Origin of the sequence: Proteus sp. TJ1640 (assembly GCF_003144445.1) — a bacterium.
GTDB lineage: Bacteria > Pseudomonadota > Gammaproteobacteria > Enterobacterales > Enterobacteriaceae > Proteus > Proteus penneri.
Genome location: NZ_PENY01000010.1, coordinates 237,280 through 263,796 on the forward strand (window position 1 = coordinate 237,280; position 26,517 = coordinate 263,796).

Annotated in this window: 24 protein-coding genes; 3 read left to right on the forward strand and 21 right to left on the reverse strand. The window is 38.4% G+C overall.

The window, feature by feature from the left end:
* Nucleotides 1-135 precede the first annotated feature (135 nt).
* From DK861_RS04035 to DK861_RS04060, 6 genes are all read right to left on the reverse strand, one after another.
* Nucleotides 136-462, reverse strand: coding sequence for a type II toxin-antitoxin system RelE/ParE family toxin (locus DK861_RS04035; RefSeq protein ID WP_006535162.1), 327 nt, complete (start codon nt 460-462; stop codon nt 136-138).
* Nucleotides 437-667 carry a ParD-like family protein gene (locus tag DK861_RS04040; RefSeq protein WP_004245167.1) on the reverse strand — a complete coding sequence of 77 codons (231 nt, stop codon included), beginning with the start codon at nt 665-667 and terminating at the stop codon, nt 437-439. Before DK861_RS04040 ends, DK861_RS04035 begins: the two co-directional genes overlap by 26 nt.
* Nucleotides 668-995: 328 nt before the next feature.
* A complete protein-coding gene (locus DK861_RS04045) occupies nt 996-2,618 on the reverse strand; it encodes a bifunctional metallophosphatase/5'-nucleotidase (protein ID WP_006535163.1) in 1,623 nt (540 codons plus the stop codon).
* A 19-nt stretch (nt 2,619-2,637) separates the two neighbouring features.
* Nucleotides 2,638-3,414, reverse strand: a complete 777-nt coding sequence (locus DK861_RS04050) for a ribonuclease (protein WP_072063704.1) — start codon at nt 3,412-3,414, stop codon at nt 2,638-2,640.
* Between the two features lie 85 nt (nt 3,415-3,499).
* Nucleotides 3,500-5,455: a bifunctional 2',3'-cyclic-nucleotide 2'-phosphodiesterase/3'-nucleotidase gene (locus DK861_RS04055; protein WP_109399315.1), complete on the reverse strand. Its 1,956-nt coding sequence runs from the start codon at nt 5,453-5,455 to the stop codon at nt 3,500-3,502.
* 86 nt (nt 5,456-5,541) lie between these two features.
* Entirely contained in the window at nt 5,542-6,732 is a 1,191-nt protein-coding gene (locus DK861_RS04060) for a porin (RefSeq protein WP_237584375.1), read from the reverse strand.
* Between the two features lie 1,328 nt (nt 6,733-8,060).
* Here DK861_RS04060 and rdgC point away from each other — a divergent pair.
* Nucleotides 8,061-8,969 (forward strand): recombination-associated protein RdgC, encoded by a 909-nt coding sequence (gene rdgC, locus DK861_RS04065; RefSeq protein ID WP_006535171.1) that lies wholly within the window; start codon nt 8,061-8,063, stop codon nt 8,967-8,969.
* A gap of 72 nt (nt 8,970-9,041) precedes the next feature.
* On the opposite strand, the gene yedF is transcribed toward rdgC, so the two are convergent.
* The 14 genes from yedF to exbB all read right to left on the reverse strand — a co-directional run bounded on the left by yedF (nt 9,042) and on the right by exbB (nt 23,680).
* Nucleotides 9,042-9,284, reverse strand: coding sequence for a sulfurtransferase-like selenium metabolism protein YedF (gene yedF / locus DK861_RS04070; protein WP_006535172.1), 243 nt, complete (start codon nt 9,282-9,284; stop codon nt 9,042-9,044).
* Nucleotides 9,281-10,507: a selenium metabolism membrane protein YedE/FdhT gene (yedE, locus tag DK861_RS04075; protein WP_109399316.1), complete on the reverse strand. Its 1,227-nt coding sequence runs from the start codon at nt 10,505-10,507 to the stop codon at nt 9,281-9,283. The genes yedF and yedE overlap by 4 nt, the downstream gene beginning before the upstream one ends.
* Nucleotides 10,508-10,715: 208 nt before the next feature.
* Complete coding sequence (hypE, locus tag DK861_RS04080; protein ID WP_006535176.1) at nt 10,716-11,735, reverse strand: hydrogenase expression/formation protein HypE; 1,020 nt, start codon at nt 11,733-11,735, stop codon at nt 10,716-10,718.
* Nucleotides 11,732-12,868, reverse strand: a complete 1,137-nt coding sequence (gene hypD, locus DK861_RS04085) for a hydrogenase formation protein HypD (protein ID WP_072063709.1) — start codon at nt 12,866-12,868, stop codon at nt 11,732-11,734. Before hypD ends, hypE begins: the two co-directional genes overlap by 4 nt.
* Nucleotides 12,855-13,121: a hydrogenase maturation factor HybG gene (gene hybG / locus DK861_RS04090; protein WP_006535180.1), complete on the reverse strand. Its 267-nt coding sequence runs from the start codon at nt 13,119-13,121 to the stop codon at nt 12,855-12,857. Before hybG ends, hypD begins: the two co-directional genes overlap by 14 nt.
* Nucleotides 13,112-14,299 (reverse strand): hydrogenase nickel incorporation protein HypB, encoded by a 1,188-nt coding sequence (hypB, locus tag DK861_RS04095; RefSeq protein WP_109399317.1) that lies wholly within the window; start codon nt 14,297-14,299, stop codon nt 13,112-13,114. The genes hybG and hypB overlap by 10 nt, the downstream gene beginning before the upstream one ends.
* A 62-nt stretch (nt 14,300-14,361) precedes the next feature.
* Entirely contained in the window at nt 14,362-14,856 is a 495-nt protein-coding gene (hybE, locus tag DK861_RS04100; RefSeq protein WP_006535183.1) for a hydrogenase-2 assembly chaperone, read from the reverse strand.
* On the reverse strand, nt 14,853-15,341 hold the full coding sequence (locus DK861_RS04105; protein ID WP_006535184.1) for a HyaD/HybD family hydrogenase maturation endopeptidase: 489 nt from the start codon (nt 15,339-15,341) through the stop codon (nt 14,853-14,855). The genes hybE and DK861_RS04105 overlap by 4 nt, the downstream gene beginning before the upstream one ends.
* Complete coding sequence (gene hybC, locus DK861_RS04110) at nt 15,341-17,044, reverse strand: hydrogenase 2 large subunit (RefSeq protein WP_109399318.1); 1,704 nt, start codon at nt 17,042-17,044, stop codon at nt 15,341-15,343. The genes DK861_RS04105 and hybC overlap by 1 nt, the downstream gene beginning before the upstream one ends.
* The gene (gene hybB, locus DK861_RS04115; protein ID WP_006535186.1) at nt 17,041-18,222 is read right to left on the reverse strand and encodes a Ni/Fe-hydrogenase cytochrome b subunit; all 1,182 of its coding nucleotides are present in this window, start codon (nt 18,220-18,222) and stop codon (nt 17,041-17,043) included. The genes hybC and hybB overlap by 4 nt, the downstream gene beginning before the upstream one ends.
* A complete protein-coding gene (gene hybA / locus DK861_RS04120) occupies nt 18,209-19,222 on the reverse strand; it encodes a hydrogenase 2 operon protein HybA (RefSeq protein WP_006535187.1) in 1,014 nt (337 codons plus the stop codon). Before hybA ends, hybB begins: the two co-directional genes overlap by 14 nt.
* Nucleotides 19,219-20,343 carry a hydrogenase 2 small subunit gene (gene hybO / locus DK861_RS04125; protein WP_072063712.1) on the reverse strand — a complete coding sequence of 375 codons (1,125 nt, stop codon included), beginning with the start codon at nt 20,341-20,343 and terminating at the stop codon, nt 19,219-19,221. The genes hybA and hybO overlap by 4 nt, the downstream gene beginning before the upstream one ends.
* 1,891 nt (nt 20,344-22,234) lie before the next feature.
* Nucleotides 22,235-22,663: a TonB system transport protein ExbD gene (gene exbD, locus DK861_RS04130; protein WP_006535192.1), complete on the reverse strand. Its 429-nt coding sequence runs from the start codon at nt 22,661-22,663 to the stop codon at nt 22,235-22,237.
* A gap of 6 nt (nt 22,664-22,669) precedes the next feature.
* Nucleotides 22,670-23,680 (reverse strand): tonB-system energizer ExbB, encoded by a 1,011-nt coding sequence (gene exbB, locus DK861_RS04135; RefSeq protein WP_109399319.1) that lies wholly within the window; start codon nt 23,678-23,680, stop codon nt 22,670-22,672.
* Between the two features lie 329 nt (nt 23,681-24,009).
* Here exbB and metC point away from each other — a divergent pair, with 329 nt between their 5' ends.
* A complete protein-coding gene (gene metC / locus DK861_RS04140) occupies nt 24,010-25,200 on the forward strand; it encodes a cystathionine beta-lyase (protein WP_109399320.1) in 1,191 nt (396 codons plus the stop codon).
* Between the two features lie 124 nt (nt 25,201-25,324).
* Complete coding sequence (locus DK861_RS04145) at nt 25,325-25,993, forward strand: DedA family protein (protein ID WP_006535197.1); 669 nt, start codon at nt 25,325-25,327, stop codon at nt 25,991-25,993.
* Nucleotides 25,994-26,234: 241 nt separating this feature from the next.
* Here the strand turns inward: DK861_RS04145 and DK861_RS04150 are convergent, their stop codons facing one another.
* Nucleotides 26,235-26,405 (reverse strand): hypothetical protein, encoded by a 171-nt coding sequence (locus DK861_RS04150; protein WP_239452130.1) that lies wholly within the window; start codon nt 26,403-26,405, stop codon nt 26,235-26,237.
* Nucleotides 26,406-26,517 lie beyond the last annotated feature (112 nt).

The window sequence follows — 26,517 nt, forward strand, 5'->3', positions numbered from 1 at the left end:
CATCTGACAAAAGACCCTAAATAATACCCTCTTTTTACTTTCATTCCTTGCCCACAGCCACTGTGGGCTTTTTTTTACATACCTACAAAACACATGCCCACAAAACAAGAGTGGTGGCCTTATGCCACCACTCTTTTATGCTTTAATTAGTTTCAGATCGGTCTTTCGTTGTTTTTTCTGAACATCATAGAAATTTTCATGGGAACCGATATGCAAGAGATACAGTTCAACTTTGTTGGCTACCCATGAATAACCGAGTAAAACAGTCAACTCATTAAGCCTAAATTTGTGTACTCTGAGATAAGCAAGATCGCCTTTTTTCTGTTCTCCAATCAATGGATTATCAATTATTTGATCAATTTCATCTTCAATGATTTTCACATCTGATTCAGGCAACTTTTTCATTGCCTTTTCAAATCGAGCTGACTGATAAACATCAATCTCTTTTTGTGGTTCGGACATATCGAGAAACCTTTTTGTTTTCGACTTCCGCCTGTGCCAGTAACAATTCTTCGATAAAGCTATATGGCAGATCAGGGTTATCTTCAGCTATACGCCCTATTTTAGCCCAGTGTTCAATTTGTTTAGGAACACTTCTGCTTTTCGCTTCCGCATGAATTTTAGCATCAGACACAAAGTCTTCATCTAATCTTACGGAAATAGCCATTACTTACACTCCAAGCCTCACGGCAGTTATAATTTTAGAACTTGATAACATTAAAACGTTATAAGTTTAGATCTTTATAATGACGACCAAATGCAATCTTTTGTCGCTAAACAACACAATACACCACAAATTATTCCTTGTAAAGGCGTTGACTCTTATGTTTACTCCCCTACATTTGCAAATAAAAAACATAAAAAAAGAGCAAAGTGCGCAATGAATACAAAGGTAGGGATGGACCCTTTGTGTTCAACACTTTGCTCTCTTTATTTATTTACGCACCCCTTACCGAAGTAAAGGGTGCGATTTTCACAAGGCGTATGAAAATACGTTATTTACGTGTGATGTTATTCGCTTTTGGTTGAGCAATTGGAGACTGCTCAGCAAAGTATTTCACGACTGCATCAACATCTGGCACGCTGTAAACTGGATCTTTACCTTCTTTCAGTACAGAGAAGTTACTACCACCTGTTGCTAAGTATTCGTTAGCGACAACACGGTAAGATGCTTTCATATCCACTGGTTTACCGTCAATTTTCATTGATTCAACGATAACACGGTTACCATTAGATGCTTTGCTATCCCATGTGTACTGGAAGTTACCAGATACGGCTAACACTTGTGGACGTGAACGATCCCACTGTTGTTCTAACAGGCGCTTGATTTGCTCACCGGTTAATGTTTGCGTTAACAGTACGTTAGAGAATGGTTGTACAGTATAGATTGCGTTATAAGAAACGTCACCACCTGTCATATCAGCACGAATACCACCGCTGTTCATAAACGCGATTTGTGCGCCACCCATATCTTTTGGTTTAGCCGTATATAAATGTGCATCAGCAATAACTTGACCCAGTGCAGATTCACCCGCGTCGTTAGTTTGCTTAGTTAAATTACCTTCTAACTTACCGATAATACGGTTAGCTAATGGAGTAGCGATTTTTTCGTAAGCTTCTAACAGTTTAGTCACTGCTGGATCTTTTTCATATTTGCGGTTATCAACCCAAATATTACGAGCTTCTACATCAACAACATCTTTTGTTGTTTTATCTAATTTCAGGTCAATACGCGTTAACATTGCACCATTAGATTGTGCAGATGTCACTGATTTACCGTTGATAGTACAGTTGTAAGCTTGGTGAGTGTGACCCGTCACAACGAAGTCAATCGCTGGATCTAATTGATCAACAACACCCAGTACTTTACCCGTAATACCATTACATGCGTTGATATTTACTGGGCCACCATCACGACGCTGTGCTGCACCTTCGTGGATCAACACACCAATCGCTTGAACACCCTGTGCTTTTAACTGAGGTACTAATGCGTTGATGGTTTTTGCTTCGTTATGGAAACTTAAACCTTCAGTACCTTTAGGCGTTACGATTGCTGCAGTACCTTCTAGAGTGACACCAATAAAGGCTACAGGGATCCCGTTGAATTCTTTGATAACATATTCAGGAAATAACGTTTTACCTGTTTCATTAACCGTTACGTTTGCTGATAAGTATTGGAAATCAGCGCCTTTAAACTCAGTTGGACCTTGGCAACCCGTTACTGGGTGGCAACCACCGTTTTGTTTACGCAGTAACTCGCCCATGCCTTTATCAAATTCGTGGTTACCCACAGAAGTTGCTTCTAAGCCTGCTAATGATAATGCTTCGATTGAAGGCTCATCATGGAACATTGAAGATAACAGTGGGCTTGCTCCAACCATATCACCCGCCGCAACCACGATGTTGTTCGGGTTATCTTTCTTCATTTCTTTAATTAACGTAGCCATGTGCTCGATGCCACCAGGTTTGTTTGGACCTGGCGCTTTTAGTGCACCGTGGAAGTCGTTCATTGCGATAACACGCACATCAACAACATTAGCTTCGTCGTAGTTCTTTGCACAACCCGCTAATAAGACTGAGCTTACAGCAAGTGCAACGAGTTTATATTTATGATTCATTTAAAATTTATCCCTAAGATCAAAATTCACGTTTCGGACAATCAATTACTTCGAAATCTTTGCTATAACAGATATAGAATTCATCTCGATTAATTTGAATTTCTTTATCCTTCAGTGATGGATTGTGTTCTTTTAAGAATTTAATCAATGCACTGTTTGAAGGACGGCCTTCTGGTAATACTAACGCTTCATACAACTCTTTTTGTTTACCAAAAAATGCATCTGGTGTATCAAATGCACACACACCATGTTTTTCCCATTCACCTTGTAACAGATCGATACCCGGAGAATCACACAGATAAGGTTTGATAGCTGAGTATTCTAAAGGGGGTAAATCACCTTTACATAAACGAGGATGTTTGCGTATGTCTTTCCAATCACGGCAGTCTTCCCATGATTTACCATCACAGGTTTCAGCCCACAGCCCATGAACAATCCAACCAAATTTATTATCTGAGAAGCATTGGATTTCAAATTTATCGTACTCACGTTTTGCCCGATCTTTTTCATTATCGTTATTTAAACGTTTAATGTTATTACTTTTATAATCACAAAAAGCGGGTGAGTAGTTAATCGCTAACTTAAAGTAATCTGTCGATGCTGTGCTGTTTTGACCATAGCGATCATTAGCAGCAATGTAGTCGTAAGGTGCTGTTGGTGCATCAGGTACAATACAAGATACGCCTTCAACTAATTTAGCTTGAGGTTTTAATGGTTCTGTAATTTCAGGTGCTTGCGTTGCACATCCTGCTAGCACTAAAGCAAAAGCCGCAGGTAATAGCTTTATAAAGCGCATAAAATCCCCTTAAAGTGTCATAAATGCCACTCTTTTGGTTCAAAAAGGTAAGAAAAACCTGCCCTGAACGGGCAGGTTTGATAGCTTATTTCTTCTCAGTTAGATCAATTTTGTAAATTGCAAAACCGATTTCATCATTTTCCACAAAAGTCATTGGGTATTGAGCGAAATCTTTAATAAATGCAGCGGCTTTTTCACTTGGAGAAGTTTCAAAACGTACATCTAATACTTTATCCGTCTTAATAGGTAAGAATGACCAGTTGTTCGCGGCTTTAGTTACCACTTCACCGTTTTCTTTCGTTTGTTTTGCAATATAAGACGCTAAAATTGCACGGTTTTCATCTGGAGAGGCAAACGCAATATTCGCTTCACCTGTACCAGCAAACTTACCGCCGTATCCACGGTAGTTATTTGTTGCGATCAGGAATGTTGCTTTAGGATCGATTGGTTTGCCTTCATAAGTGACTTCTTTGATACGATTCGCATCTTTATTAACCACTTGGCAATCAACGTCATATTTAGCTGGTTGAGTTAAGTCAACTTTATAGTTCACACCGCTAATGGTGTCGAAGTTATAAGTACGGAAACCATCCCAGTTGATCAGTTCTTGTGGTTTAGTTGAGTTAGGATCAACTTGGTTCCACATACCCGCTGAACATTCTAACCACTCAACGACATCCGCACCGGTCGCTTTAACAACCACTAATGTGTTTGGATACAGATATAAGTCTGCAGCGTTACGGAATGTTAAGTCACCTTTTTCAACTTCTACGAAGTCTGCTGGTGCATTTTTACGACCACCCGCTTTAAATGGCGCAGCTGCACCTAATACTGGTAAACCGTCTAAGTTCGGATCACCTTGAATAAAGTGTTTGGTGTAATCAACTTGTGCATCATTAACGATTTGTACAGTTGGATCGCTTTGTACTAATGCTAAGAAGCTGTACATGTTGGCAGATGCTTTACCAATGTGTTTACCCACGAAATCACGGGTACCTTGGTGTGCTTTTTCAATGATTTGAGCTAGTTCAGCATCACGTTCAACTAATGCTTTTTTGTTTGCTTTATCAAAAATAGGACGTGCTTCACCTGTTGCTTCAGTCATCACCCATTTACCGCTGTCGTTATTGATAACCATATCAACGACACCTAAGTGATCACCCCATTGGCCAGGCATAACAGCAGGAACACCGTTTACCGTCCCTTTAGCAACATCAACACCTTTAATGCCTTCAAATTCTTTGCTTGGGAATACGCCATGAGCGTGACCAAACATAATTGCATTGATGCCTTCAACTTCACTTAAATAATAAACAGAGTTTTCAGCCATTGCTTTGTACGGCTCTGACGCAAAACCAGAGTGAGGAATAGCCACAATCAGGTCAGCACCCTCTTTTTTCATTTGAGGGACGAATTTTTTCGCTGTTTCTGTAATATCATTTACAACGACCTTACCATCCAGATTGGCTTTATCCCAGATTAAGATCTGTGGTGGTACGAAGCCGATATAACCAATCTTGATAGTGTGTTCTTTACCATCACGATCTTTTACTGGTGTATCAACAATGATATAAGGTGTGAAATAGTTTTTGCCTGTTTTCGCATCCATCACGTTGGCGTTGATGTAAGGGAATTTAGCACCAGCAATGGCTTTTTTCAGGTAATCTAAACCATAGTTAAATTCATGGTTACCAAAGTTACCGACTGTGTAGCCCATGGTGTTCATCAGCTGGTGAGCTGGATGAGATTCGCCTTTTTCTAAGCCTTTAGCTGCTTGATAGTCAGCCAGCGGGCTACCTTGGATCAAGTCGCCGTTATCAACTAGAATCGCATTGGTTGCTTCAGCTTTTGCTGCTTTAATTAAATTAGCAGTACGAACATAACCAAACTGTTCTGTTGGTTTGTCTTTGAAGTAGTCAAAGTCGATTAAGTTACTGTGAACATCAGACGTCTCCATAATACGAAGATCGACTGTCGCAGCATTCACGTTGAATGCGACAAACATTGCTAATGTTGAAATTTTCAACACATTCTTAACCATTACACACCCCTTATATATTGGTTAACAGGAGAGCGAAATCGCTCTCCTTTGGTTACTTCTGTCAAACGGTAATGCTTTTGTCAGGACTAGAAGTACAGACGCATACCCGTTTCGAAGATATATTGTTTTTTATCTTCATAAGCTGGGTTTTCGCTACGTGCATCATCATATGCCATTTCAGCGAATAAACGTAAATTGTTGTATTTAGATACTGCAAAACGTTTATCTACACCCACAGTATAGGTTTCTTTTTTGTAGTTGAACGTGTTTGCATCACCATCACGCAGGTAGTAACCGGCATACATACCGCTTTCGATACGATCCCAATGCCATTTTACGCCAATACCGTATAGATCTGCTTTCCAATCGCCTTTGACTGAATTCCATTTGTAATCTTTTTCAGGTGTCCCTTCTTTTAAAGTTAAACCTGAGTTTTTACCACGAGACTGACCGTAGTCTAAACCAATAGAGAACTCACGACCTGGGAAGAAATATTCTGCACCAAATGCTAAGATGCTATTTTCTGGTTTTTTATTACCAACAACGCTATCTGGGTATAAGTTTGGTTCACCAATTGCGGCAGAATAACCTGCATCAAACTCTAAACCGAAGGTTGATTTATAGAAACCAACGACTGAGTATGCATGACGAATATCCCCAACCTTACGATCACCACCTTTGCCATCGCCATCATTATCTTTACCATCTTTACCTGTTAAGGTGGCCGCTAATTTAAAGCCTTCATAACGGTTAGTTTCAACAAAAATAGTTTGTGGTAAACGGGTCATAAAGTTGTTTTTACCAACACCTTTACTTGAATAACCTACAGCACGACCTAATACATCGCTAAAGTAGAATACCCCTGTATTACCATAGCCATAGCTTGATTTTTTCACCCAATCGATTGGAATATAAGTACGACCAAACTGAATTTGACCATAATCACGATGAGAGAAACCAACATAGCCAACACGGTTATAGAGATCAAAGTTGGTATAAGAGTTTTCACTGTTTGTTTTTTGAGTGTCTGAGCCCCACTCTAATTTACCAAAAACTTTGATATCGTTAGTCAGTTCGTGTGAACCAAAGAAACCGATACGGCTACCGTCATCACGCATACGCATTTCGTGATCTTTGCTAGTCACTTGTGTTTTTAAACGGAACTGACCGTTTACATCAAAACGTGTACCTTTATCGTTATACACGTTTACTGCGTTTGCCGATCCAGAAAGAACCAACAACCCAACCAGTGCTGCTAGAGGCTTCAAGCTTTTCATGATTAAAATACCCATCTATTTTCTATAGTTTTATGATTTCCTTTTTAAGGTTAAAAATAATACCGCCGTCTATCATTAACCCTAAATTCAGTTCAAAGAGCCGCCGCCACGGATCTCAAACAAGAAAATCGCTTTTACAACTGATCATTTTTATAACGACTATTATTACTCTACTTATTTTCTTATAGGCTTTCATTTCCTTGACACAGAGATATTCACCAATAAGACACAAAAATAATATCCTCATTATATTTAAATAAGGGCATTGCTTTTATTTCTGTTAGGAAAAGAAATAGGTTGTTGAGTTTTCGTTGGCATGTTACTCAAAAAAAAGCCCTTCTTTCGTGATGCAGTCCACAATTACACCAATGTGCATTTTCATGGTTACATACCCAAGTGACAGGTATCACAATTAAAGGTAAAGATACGTGTTTTTTGAACTTAATCAACTTTTTAAAAATAGTACTTTTGAATTTTTCTTTTATATTTCATTTCTTTATAAGACTCTTTTTTTTGCTAATAAAAAATTTATCTCCTTATTTAATATATTTAAAAGGAAGTATTAATTTTAACCACTAAATAAATAACACTAAAGATTTAAATATTGTTCTTTCTAATTAATAATTTTTTATCTTTATATTTATTTCTTATTTAAATAAAAGCAAAATCACATTTAAATACAATTTAACTAGTGGTAACGCGTAACACTCACTCAAAAAAAGAATAATTAGCTACAAATATTAAAAAGAGAAGCACAAGAACATCATTCAATCACAATATCTAATCAATGCATAAAGGTGACAAAGAAACACTGAAAAACATTACAAATGTTAAACTATAACCCAAGTTAATATAAAAAGACCAATCGTGCTATTTTGACGATATTTAAAAAATAAATGTTCAATTTTGTGATCTAAGTCACCACGTTATTTGTGAAAAATCACTCTTTATATTTTCTTTATTTTGTGACAATTATCACAATAGAGCGTCAAGAAGATTTTTGTTTTGTAAATTAATGCAGAGATAAATCTGAAAGTGATTTCATATTGTAAACAAAAAATAGTGTAAAGATAAAATTACGTGATTAATATCACATAAAAAATTATGCTAAAAATCACGTTATTCCATTATTAATGCTCTTAGTTAATTTAACTTAAACAAGAATAAAAATCATTATCATTGAGTAATTTTACTGATTATTCGTTTCAGCTTTTCTCTTTTTTTATTAAATAACATTATGGATATTTTCTTTTAAGGGATATTACCTTTTAGATACCCTCAACATTCAGTATCATAATGCGGTAAATAATGATTAAGGGGAATGTCAAATGCTGTGGTTTAAAAATATTTTGGTCTATCGCTTAAATAAAGAGATAGCACTGTCAATGGATGAGTTAGAACAACAGCTTGCTTCATTGGCATTCACACCTTGCAGTAGCCAAGATATGACCAGAACAGGTTGGGTTTCACCGATGGGCGATCGTGGTGAAGCGCTTATCCATGTTGCAGGCAAACAAGTCATGATGTGTGCACGGAAAGAAGACAAAATCTTACCTGCGACAGTCATTAAACAAGCACTGCAAGACAAAGTTGAAAAACTTGAAGGTGAACAAGGTCGTAAACTGAAAAAAACAGAGAAAGCCACCTTAAAAGATGAAGTGATACATACCCTACTCCCTCGTGCATTTAGTAAATTCTCACAAACATTTATTTGGCTAGATTTAGAAAAACAACTCGTTATTGTTGATTCAGGCAGTGCAAAACGAGCTGAAGATAACTTAGCCTTGCTACGTAAAACATTAGGTTCATTACCCGTAGTACCACTGAATTTTAATGAATCTGTTGAATTAAAAATGACAGAGTGGGTACGCTCTGGAGAACTTCCAGCCGGTTTTACTTTGATGGATGAAGCGGAGCTAAAAGCAGTGCTAGAAGAAGGCGGTGTTATTCGTTGTAAAAAACAAGAACTAGTTTCTGACGAAATCGCGACACATATTGAAGCAGGAAAATTTGTCACCAAACTTTCTGTCGATTGGGAAGATCGCCTTCAATTTATGCTATGTGATGATGGCTCTATCAAACGTATTAAATTCAGTGAGACTTTACGTGAGCAAAATGATGATATTGATAAAGCCGATTTCGCCCAACGTTTTGATGCTGATTTTGTTTTAATGACGGGTGAATTAAGTGCACTGATTGAACGAGTCATTGAAGTGCTAGGTGGCGAAGCCGAATAATAACCTTTTCTCAAGAAAACAGCCTATCATTCACGATGTATAGGCTGTTTTTTTATCTAATAAAAATATAATTTATTTTTGAATTAAATAACGAATAGTTGGACCATCTTGTTGAATATCTAACACGGTATAACCATAGTTTTTCGCATCAAGTGGAATATTATTGATTGATTGAGGGCAATCACTCACCACTTCTAATATTTCGCCTTTTTTCAGTGATGGCATGGCTTCGAGTGTTGCCACCGCAGGATAAGGACAAGGTTCACCGACCATATCTAGACGATAATCAGGAATAATAGTGTCTTTCTGGCTCATGCAATTTCCTTATTAATCTGCGTTGAAATAGATTGTGCTTGTTGGGCTTTTTTACGGAAAAAGTGTTTTTCCCACCAAAGTAATAATGCAAATGACACACCAAGCATCAGATACGTCACACCTAATCCCCCCACAGGGCCAAAGGTATCAAGTAAATTAATTTTGTCATAATCCGTTGCGATCACTGAGGCAAAATCATCCCAATAATAAGCCAGTAATGTTGAACCGATTACGTTACCTAATCCAACCCACCAAAAGTGAATTTGACCTTCAACGGCACGATACATCCATCCTGTTTCACACCCACCAGCAAGTACAATACCGAAACCAAAGAGTAAGCCACCAATGACAGCATTCGGCCCTGCCCACATAATTTTCGGTGATGCACCTAATTGCACATAACTGAAGATCCCAATGGCACTGACTGCCATACCGATGATAATCGCTTTTGCCATATGGGTTCTGCCTGTTATCCATAAGTCACGGAAAGCAGAAGTAAAACAGATTTGCGCACGTTCAATTAAAATACCAAAACCAATACCGCCTAGCATCGCGAAACCTAGTTTTGGTGAATCAAAGAGAATAATTAAAGACCACGCAATCATGGCAAAAAAGATAATCATTCCCAATCTAAAACGACGTTTCGCACGTTGTTTATCTTGAGTAATGGGTGAAGCTTGGCTGACTTTTTGCAATTTTACTGGAATACGGAACAGAGGCATCAATGATAACTTGGCGCCAAAGTAAGAACCAACTGCCGTTGCAACCGCAAAAAACCAAGCATGTAAAGAGAACTGTGGAATACCCGTAAAGAAGGCGGCAAGGTTACAGCCCATTGCTAGACGAGCACCAAAACCCGCGATGATCCCACCTAGAACCGCTTGAAGAATGCGAATTTTATGTTGAGGATGGCGAAGTTTGACGTTGTTGGCCCAAAGAGCGGCCATAATACAACCGCCAAACATCCCGATAATCATCACACCGTCAATACGCGTTAATGGCGTACCTTCAAGACCAATGATTTTAAAATAACCCCATTCTTCAGGATGAGCACCAAACCATTGCATTACGTGACCGCCCCAACGAGTAAATTCCCCCGTGACAGCCCAAAAAGTGCCGGTTAAACCAAAATAGTAAGTTGATAAGATACCTGCCGCGATCACTGCTGGAAGGGGCTTCCAAAAACGGATCAGGTACTGGGATTTAAATTCTGACCAAGACATGTTTTTTCCTAGAACTTACCTCTACGAGAGACCCTCTCCACGCAGTAGGATTGGCTGCACATGTTACTCCGATAATTTTTTTATCAAAGAGTCAATATTCAGATAAATGAGAGAAATTTGCGTTATAACAAATTTTTTGTAACAGATAGGAGACTTATCCCACTTATAAATCGTCTGATCATTCAATCTATAAGTGGGAAAGAAGTGATTAGCAAATACGAGGTAATGGTTCGTTATAAGGTAAGTCAAGGATCCGGCTAGTCCCGAAAATTCCTGTTAATCGAATATAATTATCCTCGGTCACTTCACCGATAGTACAAGCGTCTTTACCTAAAGTATGTTGATGTAATGCTTCAAGTACTTGGGCTTCAGCTTCTGGGGATACCACTAAAACAATTTTTCCTTCGTTAGCAAAATTCAGTGCTTCAAGCCCTAATAATTCACAAACGCCACGAACAGATTGTTTCATTGGTAATTTATTTTCATGCACATTCATGCCACAACCACTGGCTTGAGCAAACTCATGTAAAATTGCAGTCACTCCGCCTCGTGTTGCATCACGTAATGCGCGAATACCTTTAATTTGACGTAGCGGCGCAATCATTGGCTCAAGAACAGCACAATCACTTTGTAGATCCGCTTCTAATCCTAAGTTTTCACGAAGATTCAGAATTGTTGCCCCGTGATCACCAATCGTACCGCTCACTAAGATCTTATCACCAGCTTTGATATTACTTGCAGCCCAATTAATTGTGGTTGGAATAACCCCAATACCCGCAGTATTAATAAAGATCTTATCTGCAGCACCACGAGGAACCACTTTTGTATCTCCGGTAACAATTTGTATTCCTGCTTGCGTTGCTGCTTTCGCCATCGCCATAACAAGGGTTTCGAGGGTTTCAAATGGAAGCCCTTCTTCAAGAATAAAACCACATGAAAGGTAACGAGGAACCGCACCACCAACAGAAAGATCGTTAGCCGTACCACAAACAGATAATTTACCAATATTTCCACCAGGGAAAATAATGGGATCGATGACATAGCTGTCTGTACTAAATGCAAGACGATCGCCAAGCGTAGTTAACTCATTTAACGCGATCCGTGCTTGATCTTCTTTTTCATTTAATAATGGATTATCGAACGCTTTTAAAAACAGGCCTTCGATCAGTTGTTGCATACCTTGCCCACCATTTCCTTGGGCTAAAGTGATTTCATCAGGTTGTTTCATATATTACCTTCACGGCGATACTGATAATAAGCCGCACATGCACCTTCTGATGATACCATCAAGGCACCCAATGCCGTTTCTGGTGTACAACTTTTACCAAAGAGTGGGCAATCGGAAGGTTTGCATCGTCCTGTTAACACATCGCCACAGCGAGATTGTGGATTATCTGCCACTTTCTGTGGTGCGGGTGTAAAACGTAATTCAGCATCAAACTCAGAATAAGCTGGTGTTAATTGAATACCTGACATTGGGATTTCACCCAATCCACGCCATTCACTGGTTTCTTTTAACATAAACACTTCACTAAGTGCTTTTTGAGCCAACTTATTACCTTCGTTTGGTACAATGCGACTATATTGATTTTCAATACTTAAAACATAATCTGCATTTTCTGCTTTTGCTTTAAGCTGTTTAATAACCATCAGTATAGCTTGCAATAAGTCTAACGGTTCAAATCCTGTCACCACAAAAGGCTTTTCAAATTCATCACATAGCGGTTGATATGGTGTACAGCCAATTACCATACTCACATGTCCCGGTGCAATAAAGCCATCAATGCGAACATCATCTTGCTCTAGTAGACAACGTAAAGTAGGTACGATAGTAATGTGCTGACAAAATAGAGAAAAGTTTTTAAGTCCGCGCAATTTCGCTTGTTGTAGCGTCATGGCAGTACTTGGCATTGTCGTTTCAAAACCTAAACCGAAGAAAACAACTTGTTTATCTGGGTTATCTTGTGCAATTTTGAGTGAATCGAGCGGCGAATAGACAATGCGAATATCACAACCACGACGACGCGCATCAAGCATCGAGCCATTACGTCCCGGTACTCGCATTGCATCACCAAAAGTACAGAAAATCACGTCAGGACGGGCTGCGATTTCTAAACATGCATCAATTCGCCCCATCGGTAATACACAAACAGGACAACCCGGTCCATGAACAAATTCAATTTCTTCTGGTAATAAGCGGTCTAGACCAAATTTAAAAATGGCATGAGTATGCCCACCACACACTTCCATAATTTGTAATGGACGTGTAATTGGCTGAGGCCATTGTGAAATAGTTTCACGAATTTGGGTCAGTAAAGCTTTCGCAAGTTCAGGATCACGAAATTCATCAACGTACTGCATCATCAGCCTCTTCGAGGGTCACACCATAAACATGCTGTAATGCATCAAGGGTATCTTGTGCTTCTTGTTCATCAAGAATACTCATGGCAAATCCCACATGAATAAGTACCCATTTGCCTAATAATTCACTAGGTTCGCCTTCACATACCATCGAAATATTAACAGCACGTTTGACGCCACTGACTTCAGCATAAGCGAGTTGGTGGACGTCTTCGCCCACCTCAACTATTTTAGCTGGAACACCTAGGCACATAAACGACTCTCCAACCAAGTTAACCACTCTTCCATGCCTTCACCTGTTGTTGCTGATAACGCAATGATTTCGATATTTGGGTTAACACGACGAGCTGATTCAATACAGGCTTGAACATCAATATTCAAATGGGGTACTAAATCAATTTTGTTGATAATCATTAAATCAGACGCAGCAAACATATGCGGATATTTCAGTGGCTTATCTTCACCTTCAGTGACAGAAAGAATAGCCACTTTATGCTTTTCACCCAGATCAAAACTGGCTGGGCACACTAAGTTACCCACATTTTCAATAAAGAGAACGCTGTTGTTTTGTAAGCCTAATTGGTGTGTCGCATCATGCACCATTTGAGCATCAAGGTGACAACCTTTACCTGTATTCACTTGGATCGCAGGTACACCGGTTTCACGGATACGATCCGCATCATTGGTGGTTTGCTGATCGCCTTCGATCACGGCGCAAGGAACACGTTGCGCTAACTGTTTTAACGTTTGTGTTAACAGTGTGGTTTTGCCAGAACCGGGGCTTGAAACGAGGTTTAATGCCAACACATTTTGTTGTTCAAAATGTTCGCGGTTATGAACAGCAATTCGGTTATTTTTATCTAACACGTCCATTTCAATTTTTAGCATACGCTTTTGGCTAATACCGGGAGCATGTGTCCCTGCTTCACCTTGGCCATAATGCATATTCTGATTTTCAATCACTGGGCTAAATTGCTCTTCATGCTCATGATCGTGCTGATGTTCGTGAGAGTGACTATGTGAATGGTCGTGGCTGTGTGAATGGTCGTGATCATGATGATGATGATCGTCATGTCCATGATGATGTTCATGGAAAACAGGTGTTTCGTTTAGCTGTGCATCGTTATGAAAATGGAGGTGAACATCACCACTGTTATGATAATAGTGATGATGAACAATGATAGGCTGACCATTGGTCTCGTAGTTATGCTTATGCTTTTGTTCAGACTTATCAATATATTTATGAACAGTATTCGCTGGAGTAGCATTGTGTTCATGATGGTGATCATGCCCATGATGGCCGTGATCATGATGATGACCGTGGTCGTGATGATCATGGTCATGAGAGTGATGATGGTGGTGCTCATGTGAATGAGGTTCTACACCTTCAATTCTGACATTGCCTTCACCACAACCGCAAGTGCTACACATATTCTGACTCCTGTACTATTCAATAAGAAGAATGTGACTCTGTGTCGCGTAAAATTTCTACTCTATGATCTTAACTGACCACGGAAGAGAGAACGACGACTTAAATCAACTTCTGCTACGGATTGTGTCTGAACAGGAAGAGAAAGAGCCATTTTTACACTATTTTCAACCAACTCAACAGCATGTTCCGCTGCTAAATGTCTATCAAGTGGCGACATTAATGAACAAGCAAGGTACTGCATTCCCTCGGCAAGCTCACCCACAACGAATTTTATCTGACCACATGGTAATTCTAACCCAATGCGATCACCTACTTTTCGGTGTGGCCATTCTTGTGAAGGCCCCGGGAAAACGACAAGCTCTAACATCCAAGGAGTAAGAACAGCACCAATCCACTGATTTTCAAATAAAGTAAAGCCTCCCGCTTTTACAGGAATGCCTTCACGATAAAAAGGAAGCCCTTTCATCTCTTTGTCAGCGATTTCACTAAAACGCGCTTCAAGTTGCTCAACAGGCGGTTCATCATATCCTATGATATCCCAGCTTAATTCATTCATGCTGTTACCTCTTTAGGTGTGACAGAAATGCCATATTCACGCAAAATATTCACGACATGTTCTAGTGCTATTTCCATTGATTTCTCACCAATGTCAGACAGCGACATGCTTGGCTCTAATGATGCAGGTTCAATTCCCACTAAAATCAGTTTACGTGGAAATTCATCTGTCATACGCAGTGCCATTAATACATCAGATAAACCTAGCTGATGAGGCGAGATCTTCTGTGTAAAAAGTGCTGGAACATCATCATCATGTAACACAAAAATACTGCCTGGTTCATGATTGCTTCTTACCGCATCGGCAACAATCAGGAGATCTCTTGCAGCGATATCTTGCAAGATTTCCATACCTGATGTGCCACCATCAATAACATCGACGTTCTCTGGTAAAGAGAAGCGCTCTTCGAGCGCTTCTACTATACGAACACCAATGCCTTCATCGCTTAGTAATAAATTACCAATGCCTAAGACGAGAGTTCGCATTATAATACCTTCACCTTACTGAGTTCTTTGCCTGTTAAATCAACCATATGCACAGCACACGCCATACATGGGTCAAAGGAGTGGATCGTTCTTACCACTTCTAATGGTTTTTTCGGATCAGCAACAGGTGTACCAACAAGAGATAACTCATAAGGACCCGGTTCATCATTAAAGTTACGAGGACCCGCATTCCATGTTGATGGAACAACTGCCTGATAGTTAGTGATTTTACCGTCTTTAAACACGATCCAGTGAGATAACATACCGCGAGAAGCTTCTTCAAAACCAACACCACGATACTCTTTGCCTGGTTCAAACTCTGGTTTAATAAAGGCAGTAGTATCACCACGACCAATATTATCAACCAATGATTGCCATAAGAAGTTTAGAGAATCTTGTAATACGCAAGCATGAACAGTACGTCCAATAATACGACCCCAAGTTGACTCTAACTGCTCATTAACCAGTGTTTCACCTGTTAATTTAGTATAGATTTCATTAACTTCGTTATAGTGTTTAACAGTCCCTTCATGCTTACCTGCTAAACCACATACTAACCATGCTAATGTTCCCACTTCGACAGGTTTACCATAGAATGTTGGTGATTTAACCCATGAGTATTTATTGTTTTCATCCCAACCAGTATATTTAGGACGAGTTAAACCTTCCCATGGTTTTAATGGTTCATCATCTTCATACCATGCGTGTTTACCACTTTCTTCAATACCCTCTTTCAAGTTTTCATCTTTCCAGTTTTTAATTGGACGATACGTTGAGAAATCAACGCCTTCCATATAACCACCAGATAATAAAAACTCGGTATTATTACCGTTGATTGGTAACTCAGGTACAGATAAATAGTAGTTCGCACCTTTACCAATTTTTAGCCACTCTGGGTAATAAGCAGCAAAAATTGCAGTATCGACTTTATAAACTTGTTCAATAAAATCGCCAAGATTATCGATAAAGTGCTTCACATACATTAAACGTTCTAAGTTAAGAACACTTGGTGCATCAAGGTTAATTGGGTTAGCAACACCACCCACAGCCAAGTTTTGAATATGAGGTGTTTTACCACCAAGAACCGCTACAATACGGTTTGCATCACGCTGACATTCAAGAGCTTGCAGATAGTGAGCAACAGCAATCAGGTTAACTTCTGGTGGTAATTTCATGGCTGAGTGACCCCAATAGCCATTAGCGAAAATACCTAACTGACCGCTGTCAACCAGATCTTGAATTTTCTTCTGAACTTTTCTGAATTCTTCAGCAGAGTTCAATTGCCACTTAGAAACACCTTTCAGCATTGCTGACGCTTTTTCAGGATCCGCTTGTAATGCCGAAGTAATATCAACCCAGTCCATCGCAGAAAGCTGATAGAAGTGAACGATATGGTCATGAAGAATATGAGAAGCCAAAATAATATTGCGGATATACTGCGCATTGACAGGAATATCCATACCTAAGGCATCTTCAACAGCACGTACTGAGGCAATTGCGTGAACTGTCGTACAAACACCACAAATACGTTGCACGATTATCCATGCATCACGAGGATCGCTTCCTTTTAGGATCTCCTCCATTCCGCGCCACATGGTACCGGAAGACCAAGCCTTAACAACTTTTCCGTTATCAATTTCACAATCGACGCGTAAATGCCCTTCAATACGGGTAATAGGATCAATAGTAATGCGTTGGCTCATGATTTAACCTCAGCCTTTTTTAATTGTATATTTGAATCTGTTTGTGCAGGTAAAACCGGCAATAAACGGATAATAAGAATGTAAGCGGTTACTTCAAATGCAACGAAACCAATAGAAATCAGCAATTCGCTTGCTGTTGGGAAATAGTGGTAACCATTGCCTGGATTGTAAGCAACTAAAGAGTAGTTCATACGCCACATTGCTGCGCCAATTAAGATAAATAAAGCACAAACAAACAGCATTCTTGGACTACGGCGGTTATTATTTAAATGCATCAAAATGAGAGGAATTAATAACAATACACTTTCAGCAATGAATAACCACGAGAACATATCTCCATTTCCGATATAGCTCAGTTTACCGTTCCAAATAATTTCACCCCAGCGACATACCAAGAATGCGATCAGTAACACTTCGATCACTTTTGTTAACTTGGTAAATAGCGGTGTTTCATCATCATTCATGGTACGGCTTGCTTTTAATAAAGAGCCTTCAAAAATAACGATAGTGAAACCAAGGAGGAAAGCCGTTAACAGAGAAAACAGCGGTAACATCTCATAAGATTGCCACAATGGATGTACTTTCCAACCCGCTGAAATCATTAATGATCCCATTGAAGATTGGTGCATGGTTGGCAGTAAAGCACCAAGACCAATAATAAAGAACATCGCTTTGTTAAGACGTTTTAACGACACTTTCCAGCCTAAACGTTCTAATAACGCAGGTAAGAATTCTAATGCCATCACCATAATGTAGATGGTCATACAGGTCGCTGTTTCAAACAACACGGAGTTAACGTTAAAGTATTGCGGCATAAAGAAGTGAGGCATGTTCCAATAACGACCGATATCAATAGCAATGGATAAACCACCTAATGAATAGCCGAACAAGCTCGCTAACAATGCAGGACGCACTAATGGGTGAAATTCCCCTTTATTAAAGACATAAACAGCCCATGCAAGTGCCCAACCACCACATGCAAAGCCTGTTCCTATCAATAAGTCAAAGGCAATCCAGATACCCCAAGGATATCCCCCATTCAGATCAGAGACGTCGCCCAGACCTAATACCAAACGCTTACCAATAAGAATAAAACCGAGCACAGCAAGCGGTAAAAATACTCTTACTGCGAGAGTAAATAACTTACCGCCAAGTGGACGAGGATCATGACTCGACATCGTTATCCTCCTTGTGGTGTTCCTGCTCTTGTTTTTTACTATTACGGTTAACCAAATAGGTGATCCCTGCAAGGGCTGCTATTGGTAATACCATGCCTTTATAAAGCGTATGTTGAATATGCTCAGAACGTGCACCCGTTGATAATGGTGCGACTTCTGGCATTCCTAAATTGTCGAAAGGAACAGCAGAAAGTACCATAACTTGCGTACCGCCACCTTCAAACTCACCATAGATATGATCTTGATATTCAGGAATTTTATGCAGATAAGTATCGCCACCACTAATGGTTTGACGTGGGTAATGATATTCTTCACCCGCTTTTTTCGCTAAACGACGTTTTGCTTCTTCAAGCAATTCTTCTCGTGTACCGAAAATAACCGCACCGGTTGGACACACTTCAACACAACCTGGTAATAAGCCTTTATCTAAACGCTCAACACCTTTTTGGTTACAAAGCTCACATTTATAGAGCTTACCAAATGGATCGTCATAGTCGTATTTTGGAATGTTATAAGGGCATCCCACCATACAGTAACGACAACCTGTACAGATATCCGCGTGATAATGGACAATACCGGTTTTTGGATCTTTGGTTAACGCAGAAACAGGACAAACAGAAACACAGTTTGCATCAACACAATGCATACATTGTTTCTTAATAAAGGCATAACCGTTTTCCAGTTGGTCTTTATTTTCACCAGTACCATCACGCCAAATTTGAATAATGTTATTTGTGTAAGGACTTAATTTGTCATTGTTTGACCAAATCGGATCACCATTAGCGTAAGTATCACCACGCTCCATTGGCTCCGGGTGATTAATTTCCTGACATTTTGTGACACATGCTTGACAGCCTACACACAGTGTAGAGTCATAGAGCATACCGAGAGACCCAGGAATTGGGGGACGGTTCTGCGCCGCAGCATGACTCACAGTGGGTGCCATTCCCGCAAGAAGAACCCCACCTGATGCCAGCTTAAAGAAATGACGCCTATTCACCGTTTATCCTCCTGTGAGGCTCCTGTGGCATTCTTGTCACGGCCTAATTGACGCACAGCCATCACACTGACACCCGCAACTGCACCCACGACAGCACCCAGTAAACCAGCCGCACCATAAGAGACACCGCCACCTTCTTTTGCATTAACATCAGGCACTTGTGCTTTTGGTGTTGGCTGATAAACGTTCGCTAATTGGAAAATACCTTTAGTAAAGCCAATCCCTTCTTCGTTACATCCGTAACAAGGGTGACCGATACCCACAGGCCAAATTCCACCACCGACATCACAGAATTCCAATGTTGGGCAGTTACCATAGGTTTCAGGGCCTTTACAGCCTAAATGGTATAAACACCAACCTTGACGATGACCTTCATCACCAAATTCTTTAGCAAAACGACCCGCATCAAAATGAGGGCGACGTTCACAGTTTTCGTGAATTAAACGCTCATAAGCAAAAAGCGGTCTGTTTTTGCTATCTAACTTAGGCAATTTGTTGAAAGTAATAATATGTGCAACAGTTGCTAAGAAGTTATGTGGATTTGGTGGACATCCTGGAATATTAATCACGGTTTTACCCGGTAAAATTGCTTCCAATGATTTAGCCCCTGTTGGGTTACCCCCAGTTGCTGGCACACCACCCCATGCAGAACATGAACCAATTGCAATAATCGCAGCAGCCCCTTCAGCGGCTTCTTTGATATGCTCAAGAATAGGTTTTCCTGCAACCATACAGTAAACACCGCCATCTTTGTCTGGGATTGAACCATCGACAACGAGAACGTACTTACCTTTATATTTCTCCATCGCATTGTGTTTATTTTCTTCAGCTTGATCACCAAAAGCTGAAGAAAGCACTTCATGATATTCAAGTGCGATAACATCAAGTACTAGGTTTTCCAGAGTCGGGTGAGTTGCACGTAATAAAGACTCCGTACACCCTGTACACTCCTGAGCACCAATCCAGATAACGGGTGGGCGTTCAGGTGACACCATTGCTTCTGACATTTCTGCGGCTGCTTTGCCGCTTAATCCCATGGTAGCTGACAACGCAGCACACAATTTCATAAAATCGCGTCGGTTAATACCATGATGGGAAAAAACATTATTCCCCAAGGCCATATATCTCTCCTGATATGATGATTTTTAATTGGAATAATTTTAAAACACCGCCTTTTTAACACTCCGACACAATAATGACTTGATCATTATCAAGCGATAATTCATTAAAAAATAAATTATTCCTTTATGTGAGTAAAAACGTTTCAGCAATATAAAGTTTAATGCTTACTTTTTATATATTTCGTCATTTTAAATTTATTTAAATACTATTTAATAATGATAAGAAGAATGGAAATAATTATCATTACCTCAAAAATACAGGGAGGAATAAAATTTAAACTCTTATTAATTAACAACTTACAAACAAGACAAAAAACAAACAATTTATAAGACAATATATTTAAAATAATACAAAATTAATAATTAATATTTTCCATTTTCTAAAATCATTTATTAAAAATAAGTTTTAATATATTTTTTAATTATAATGCCGACTCTTTTTTTCATATTATCAACCTTTATATTACATTATAAATAATGTTAAAAATTGCATTTCATAAACAAGAAATCATTACATTAATATATTTAATTTCAGCCTATTTTAATTACTAATTTATCCAATCTTCATTTGTTATTATTTTTCAATCATTATTACTCTGTTTACTTTTTAATCAAAAATTGACCTATTTTTCTTATCATTTTTCATATAGTTATATATATATTCGTTTTTGGAATAAGCTGATACCCTAGCGAAAAATCGCTATAAAATTCAATGTATATCGATATACGCTAACATTCAAAGATAAGATCATTAATAATTACTAATTAGTACATAATAGTAATCATTTCTTTAAGTTATTTTATAACATATCGAATTTATAACGAAATTAATGCAAATAAAATTTAATGTTAAATCCCTGTTGTTTTTATGAATAAAAAATACAATTTCTCGATAAATAATCCCTTAATGGAGCCTATTTCTTTTTTTTGTGAGAATAGATAAAAGAAGTGGTCATAAATCTAAAAGATTGAGAAATATTTTGTTAACTGTTTGTGTTTTTTAATCAAGCAAGATCTCGTGGCCAATGAGCGATAAATTGAGAATAGGCATCAAAATGCAAAATGATGCACAACAAACACACACTCAGCAGTCCTCGTCTTAGAAGCCTCAGTAACAGCAGATATAACAAGCAAAATAAAAAAGCCATAACACCGAAATGTTATGGCTTCTAAATTTATTAAAATAATAAAATGCTATGTGTAGTTCTCTGCCTTTCATGTTTTATTTTACTCACGGCTTATCAAAGATAAGTAGCGGTTTGAATAAGTAAATAAGATCTACTTACCAGAAATTAGAATGACTGAAAACAACGGTCTACCTGGTGCAATAAAAAAATAAGTATCCAAATGTGGATAACTTAGATAATAAATAAATTAGGCGTTATAACACGTTACAGAATATTTCAATTTGTAACGTGGGTGCATTATATCCAATAAGATTTTTTGCGCAAGTTTTTTTACACTTAAATCAAATTAAAATAAAGACATTATAAATCACAAGGTTATAGATAAATTTAACTTTAAAAAGTCGATATCAACAAATCTAAAAATGAAAAAAAATGAAGAGTTAATGAATATTAATGTTAGAGGAGTTCAAATAATGATATCTACTTAGCATTAATTGATTCAGCCAGCTATCTCACAATAAACTTAATTAACTATTTATTCTGTAACTTAATCTATCCATTATTAATATTATTTAATACTAAAGTTAAATTTTATTCTAACTCAATTTTATTAATAACATCGATAATCATTAAAAATGGTAAAAATATAAATGCTATATCGCCTATACAATAAAAAAGCACTTTATTCATCATTTCACAACGACAAATAAAGTGCTTTTAAAATAGCGTAATAATACTTAGATAAATAACTTATTTGCTAGATGTTAACCACCTGTAGAGACGGTTTCCATTCCCACTAGCCCAACTTTGAGATAACCCGCTTTTCTTAGCGAATCCATTGCAGCCATTAACGTTTCATAATCAACCGTTTTATCCGCTTGGAAAAAGATTGTTGTCTCTTTGTTTGCTTGTGTCATCGTATCTAACACATTAGCCATCGTTTCATGTGTGACCATCTCTTCACCAATGAAAATTTGTTTATCCGACTTAATCGTTAAATAAACAGGCTTTTCAGGGCGCGGTTGTGGTTTAGCACTTGAAGCGGGTAAATTTACTTTTATATCAACAGTAGCTAAAGGTGCCGCCACCATAAAGATAATGAGTAGAACCAACATGACATCAATAAAAGGCGTCACATTGATATCATGTAATTCATTATCATCACCTGAATCATCACCAAGACGCATTGCCATAATTCATTACCTTGCTTTGCTGTTTTCGATATCTAAATCACGGCTGACTAATGTCACCACACCCGTTGCGATATCACCGATTTCACCACGATAACCCGCGATCATACGAGCAAAAATGTTATAAATAATAACCGCAGGAATAGCGGCAATCAGACCAATCGCGGTTGCTAATAACGCTTCTGCAATTCCCGGCGCAACAACAGCAAGATTTGTCGTTTGAGAATGAGCAATACCGATAAAGCTATTCATGATCCCCCAAACCGTACCAAAAAGGCCGATAAAAGGAGAAATTGCACCGATTGTGGCTAAGTAACCATTACCGCGACCTAATTCACGGATAATTGCTGCAACGCGACGTTCCATACGCATTTCAACACGTTCTTTAATGCCTGATGCCACTTTACTTTCTTGAGAGTAAGTGCGCTCCAATTCTGCATCATTAAAGAAATCAGCAGTTGCACTCTTATTACCAAATTTTTTGCTAATTGCTAACGCATCGTTGAGTGATTTAGCTTCAACTAACTGAGCCGTCTCATTTCTTAAGCGACGACGCAGTGAGAGCAGGTAGCTACCTTTCGCGAAAAATAGTGCCCAAGTAACAATAGAGGCTAACAGTAAGCCAATCATGACACTTTTAACGACTAAATCGGCATTACGATACATGCCCATAACGGACAAATCTTCTGCAAATCCGCCACCTGCAACCATTTCAGGTTGTACTTCTGATGGTGTATTTTCTGTCGCTGAAGGTACATTCTCTGAATTCTCAGCCGTTATTACAGATGTATTTTCACCTTCAGGCTTAGCGGTTTCAGTACTTTCTGCTTTCGCTTCATTACCCGTTGTAGAGGCTGTAGCGGAAGTAGCTGTTGTCTGTGTAGTCGTTATCGGTGTAGAAGCTGTTGAAGAAACGGCAGCAGTAGTTGGCTGTTCAGTTGGTGTGGCAGGAGTCGTATCCGCAAAAGCAGAGCCTGTCAGACCGATTGCCAATAGAATAGAAGCTGTCAAATTACGCATCAGTTGGCCTTTTACTCTCTTTTTTATCTATTTATTTATTCAGCAATGACATTTTTACGTCATTACTTACCCAAAATCGTTTACTTACAATCATCCTGTTTGCCATCAGGAAAGAGAAAACGCTCAAATGATATCAAACATGAAGCATTTTGATAGTAATTATCATTACTATTTGGCGATTTTTTTTCCATTTGTCCATTTTTAAGACAAATTATCGTTCTTTCACGTAACGTGAAATTTTATCAACTACCCAGCAACTCTTTTGTACTTATCCAAAAAATGAATTAACTTGAGGTAAACACACCATCACTTAAAAGAAGGTATTAAGGATGACGCTAAAACAACAAGAAACCTCACTCCTCCTTTCTGGTCGAGCTAAAAAATATTCTCAAGGCGCAGTAAATCCAATTATACAACGAACATCATCTGTTATTTTTGATTCCGTTGCGCAAAAACGAGATGCAACAAAAAAACGTGCTGAAGGCGCACTTTTTTATGGTCGTAGAGGCACAACCACACACTTTGCTTTACAAGAAGCACTCACAGAATTAGAACAAGGTGCAGGATGCGCATTATTTCCTTCTGGTGCTGCAGCAATCACACAATCTATACTCGCGTTTATTGAACAAGGTGATCATATTCTTGTCACGGGTTCGGCTTACGATCCCACACAAAACTTTTGTGATCAGATCTTACGTAAATTCTCAGTCACAACGACTTATTTTGATCCTTTAGTCGGCAATGCGATCAGCCAATTACTACGCCCTGAAACAAAAATCGTTTTTCTTGAATCGCCAGGATCAATCACGATGGAAATTCAAGACCTACAAGGAATAGTCAATTCAGTTCGCCAATATAACCCTGAAATCATTATTATGATTGATAACACTTGGGCGTCGGGAATATTACTTAAACCATTAATGCTTGGTGTTGATATTTCTATTCAATCAGCAACAAAATACATTATTGGTCACTCTGATGGCATGTTAGGTTTTGCTGTTGCCAATGAACGTTGCTGGGCACAATTAAGCGAAAATGCCTATTTATTAGGACAATGTGTCGATCCTGATACTGCGTATATGACAGCAAGAGGCCTCAGAACATTACCCGTGAGAATGAAACAGCATGAACAGAGTGCATTGGAAGTCGCTCGTTGGCTAAAACAACATTCTTTAGTCGATAGTGTTTATCACCCTGCCTTATCTTCTTGCCTAGGTCATGAATATTTTCAACGTGATTTTTCAGGCAGTAACGGGTTATTTTCTTTTAGTTTAAAGAAAATCCTAACTGCTGAAGAATTTGCTCTTTTCTTAGATAATTTCTCATTATTTAAAATGGCATTTTCATGGGGTGGGTTCGAATCTTTAATTTTGGGTTATCAACCTAATGATATTAAAGCTATGCGCCAGTACGAAACACAACCCGAATTTTCAGGCACATTATTCCGTGTTCATATTGGATTAGAAAATGTAGACGATCTGATTGCAGATCTCGAATCCGCATTTTTACGTATTTCTTAATAAAGAATGAATTTTTTATTAAAAAAAATCTATCCCTGTGGCTTCACAGGGATTAAATCAAACTGTTGTCTTTATTTTGCGTTAGAATAGCGAACATAAAGTCTTTTTTAATGCGAGTTCGCTAATGGAAACATTAAAAGAGATAATTCACGCATTAATGCAACATGATTATATGGTGCTGGCTAATCCTAATGTGTTGTGGGTTATCTATATTGTTCTTTTTGTTATTATTATGCTGGAAAATGGGGTATTACCCGCAGCATTTTTACCCGGAGATACACTGCTTATTCTATGTGGTGCACTTATTGCGAAAGATGTTTTACATTTCTTTCCAACCATCATCGTATTAGGTACAGCTGCCAGTTTTGGGAGTTGGTTAGGCTTTTTACAAGGTCGATGGCTCAGTGACACAAAAGTAGTTAAACGCTGGATGGCACAACTACCTGAGCAATATCACCATAAAGCGAATGATCTTTTCCATCGTCAAGGTTTATATGCTTTATTGATTGGCCGTTTTATTGGTTTTGTTCGAACATTATTACCCACGTTAGCGGGATTATCCGAATTACAACAACGTCGCTTTCAAATATTTAACTGGTTAAGTGGCTTTCTATGGGTAGGTATTATTGTGTCACTAGGTTATGTGTTGAATTTAATTCCCTTTATTCAAAAGCATGAAACATTAGTGATGAATATTTTGATGACATTGCCAGTATTACTCTTAAGCGCAGGTTTAATTGGCTCTATCGTAATGTATATTCGCCATCGTAAAAATAGCACCAGTAATAAGTAATTCAAAAAAACGCCATTATTTTAAACATCATAATGGCGTTTTTTAATCATCTAACACTTGCAAAGTTCAGTTGTTCATTATCTTATCTCCTACTTATTAATATCTTAGTAAAAATCCGTTTATATTTATCACCATCATTTTTTTATCGTAATCTGTTTATCGTTAAAGCTTTATCGCTTTTGATGCGAGAAAAGTAGGAATATAATTATCAACCAAAAAACGTGCATAAGGCGCGAAGTCTTCAACAAAATCTTGCAATAAAAGCAACGGGATTGGGTGTTAAATAGACTTTCCAATTTCCTTGTTTTGCAGCGATAATTTCTTCATCACTTACAGGTTTAGACCACTGATTTTCCATTGCGGCTTGTTTATCCCAGTGTTCTTGGTTTAATGTTAAATAATGACTTTCCATATTACTCCTTATAAATTAACAACAATATGAACTGTTATGGTCATAAGAAAAGCCATTCCATTCTCATTTCCATAACCTTATAGTTATATTGGTGTCATGTTATTTTATCTAG

Coding starts and splice junctions, on each gene's coding strand:
- DK861_RS04035 (WP_006535162.1), bottom strand. CDS start 462: ATGTCCGAACCACAAAAAGAGATTGATGTTTATCAGTCAGCTCGATTT.
- DK861_RS04040 (WP_004245167.1), bottom strand. CDS start 667: ATGGCTATTTCCGTAAGATTAGATGAAGACTTTGTGTCTGATGCTAAA.
- DK861_RS04045 (WP_006535163.1), bottom strand. CDS start 2,618: ATGAATCATAAATATAAACTCGTTGCACTTGCTGTAAGCTCAGTCTTA.
- DK861_RS04050 (WP_072063704.1), bottom strand. CDS start 3,414: ATGCGCTTTATAAAGCTATTACCTGCGGCTTTTGCTTTAGTGCTAGCA.
- DK861_RS04055 (WP_109399315.1), bottom strand. CDS start 5,455: ATGGTTAAGAATGTGTTGAAAATTTCAACATTAGCAATGTTTGTCGCA.
- DK861_RS04060 (WP_237584375.1), bottom strand. CDS start 6,732: ATGAAAAGCTTGAAGCCTCTAGCAGCACTGGTTGGGTTGTTGGTTCTT.
- rdgC (WP_006535171.1), top strand. CDS start 8,061: ATGCTGTGGTTTAAAAATATTTTGGTCTATCGCTTAAATAAAGAGATA.
- yedF (WP_006535172.1), bottom strand. CDS start 9,284: ATGAGCCAGAAAGACACTATTATTCCTGATTATCGTCTAGATATGGTC.
- yedE (WP_109399316.1), bottom strand. CDS start 10,507: ATGTCTTGGTCAGAATTTAAATCCCAGTACCTGATCCGTTTTTGGAAG.
- hypE (WP_006535176.1), bottom strand. CDS start 11,735: ATGAAACAACCTGATGAAATCACTTTAGCCCAAGGAAATGGTGGGCAA.
- hypD (WP_072063709.1), bottom strand. CDS start 12,868: ATGCAGTACGTTGATGAATTTCGTGATCCTGAACTTGCGAAAGCTTTA.
- hybG (WP_006535180.1), bottom strand. CDS start 13,121: ATGTGCCTAGGTGTTCCAGCTAAAATAGTTGAGGTGGGCGAAGACGTC.
- hypB (WP_109399317.1), bottom strand. CDS start 14,299: ATGTGTAGCACTTGCGGTTGTGGTGAAGGCAATGTCAGAATTGAAGGT.
- hybE (WP_006535183.1), bottom strand. CDS start 14,856: ATGAATGAATTAAGCTGGGATATCATAGGATATGATGAACCGCCTGTT.
- DK861_RS04105 (WP_006535184.1), bottom strand. CDS start 15,341: ATGCGAACTCTCGTCTTAGGCATTGGTAATTTATTACTAAGCGATGAA.
- hybC (WP_109399318.1), bottom strand. CDS start 17,044: ATGAGCCAACGCATTACTATTGATCCTATTACCCGTATTGAAGGGCAT.
- hybB (WP_006535186.1), bottom strand. CDS start 18,222: ATGTCGAGTCATGATCCTCGTCCACTTGGCGGTAAGTTATTTACTCTC.
- hybO (WP_072063712.1), bottom strand. CDS start 20,343: ATGGCCTTGGGGAATAATGTTTTTTCCCATCATGGTATTAACCGACGC.
- exbD (WP_006535192.1), bottom strand. CDS start 22,663: ATGGCAATGCGTCTTGGTGATGATTCAGGTGATGATAATGAATTACAT.
- exbB (WP_109399319.1), bottom strand. CDS start 23,680: ATGCGTAATTTGACAGCTTCTATTCTATTGGCAATCGGTCTGACAGGC.
- metC (WP_109399320.1), top strand. CDS start 24,010: ATGACGCTAAAACAACAAGAAACCTCACTCCTCCTTTCTGGTCGAGCT.
- DK861_RS04145 (WP_006535197.1), top strand. CDS start 25,325: ATGGAAACATTAAAAGAGATAATTCACGCATTAATGCAACATGATTAT.
- DK861_RS04150 (WP_239452130.1), bottom strand. CDS start 26,405: ATGGAAAGTCATTATTTAACATTAAACCAAGAACACTGGGATAAACAA.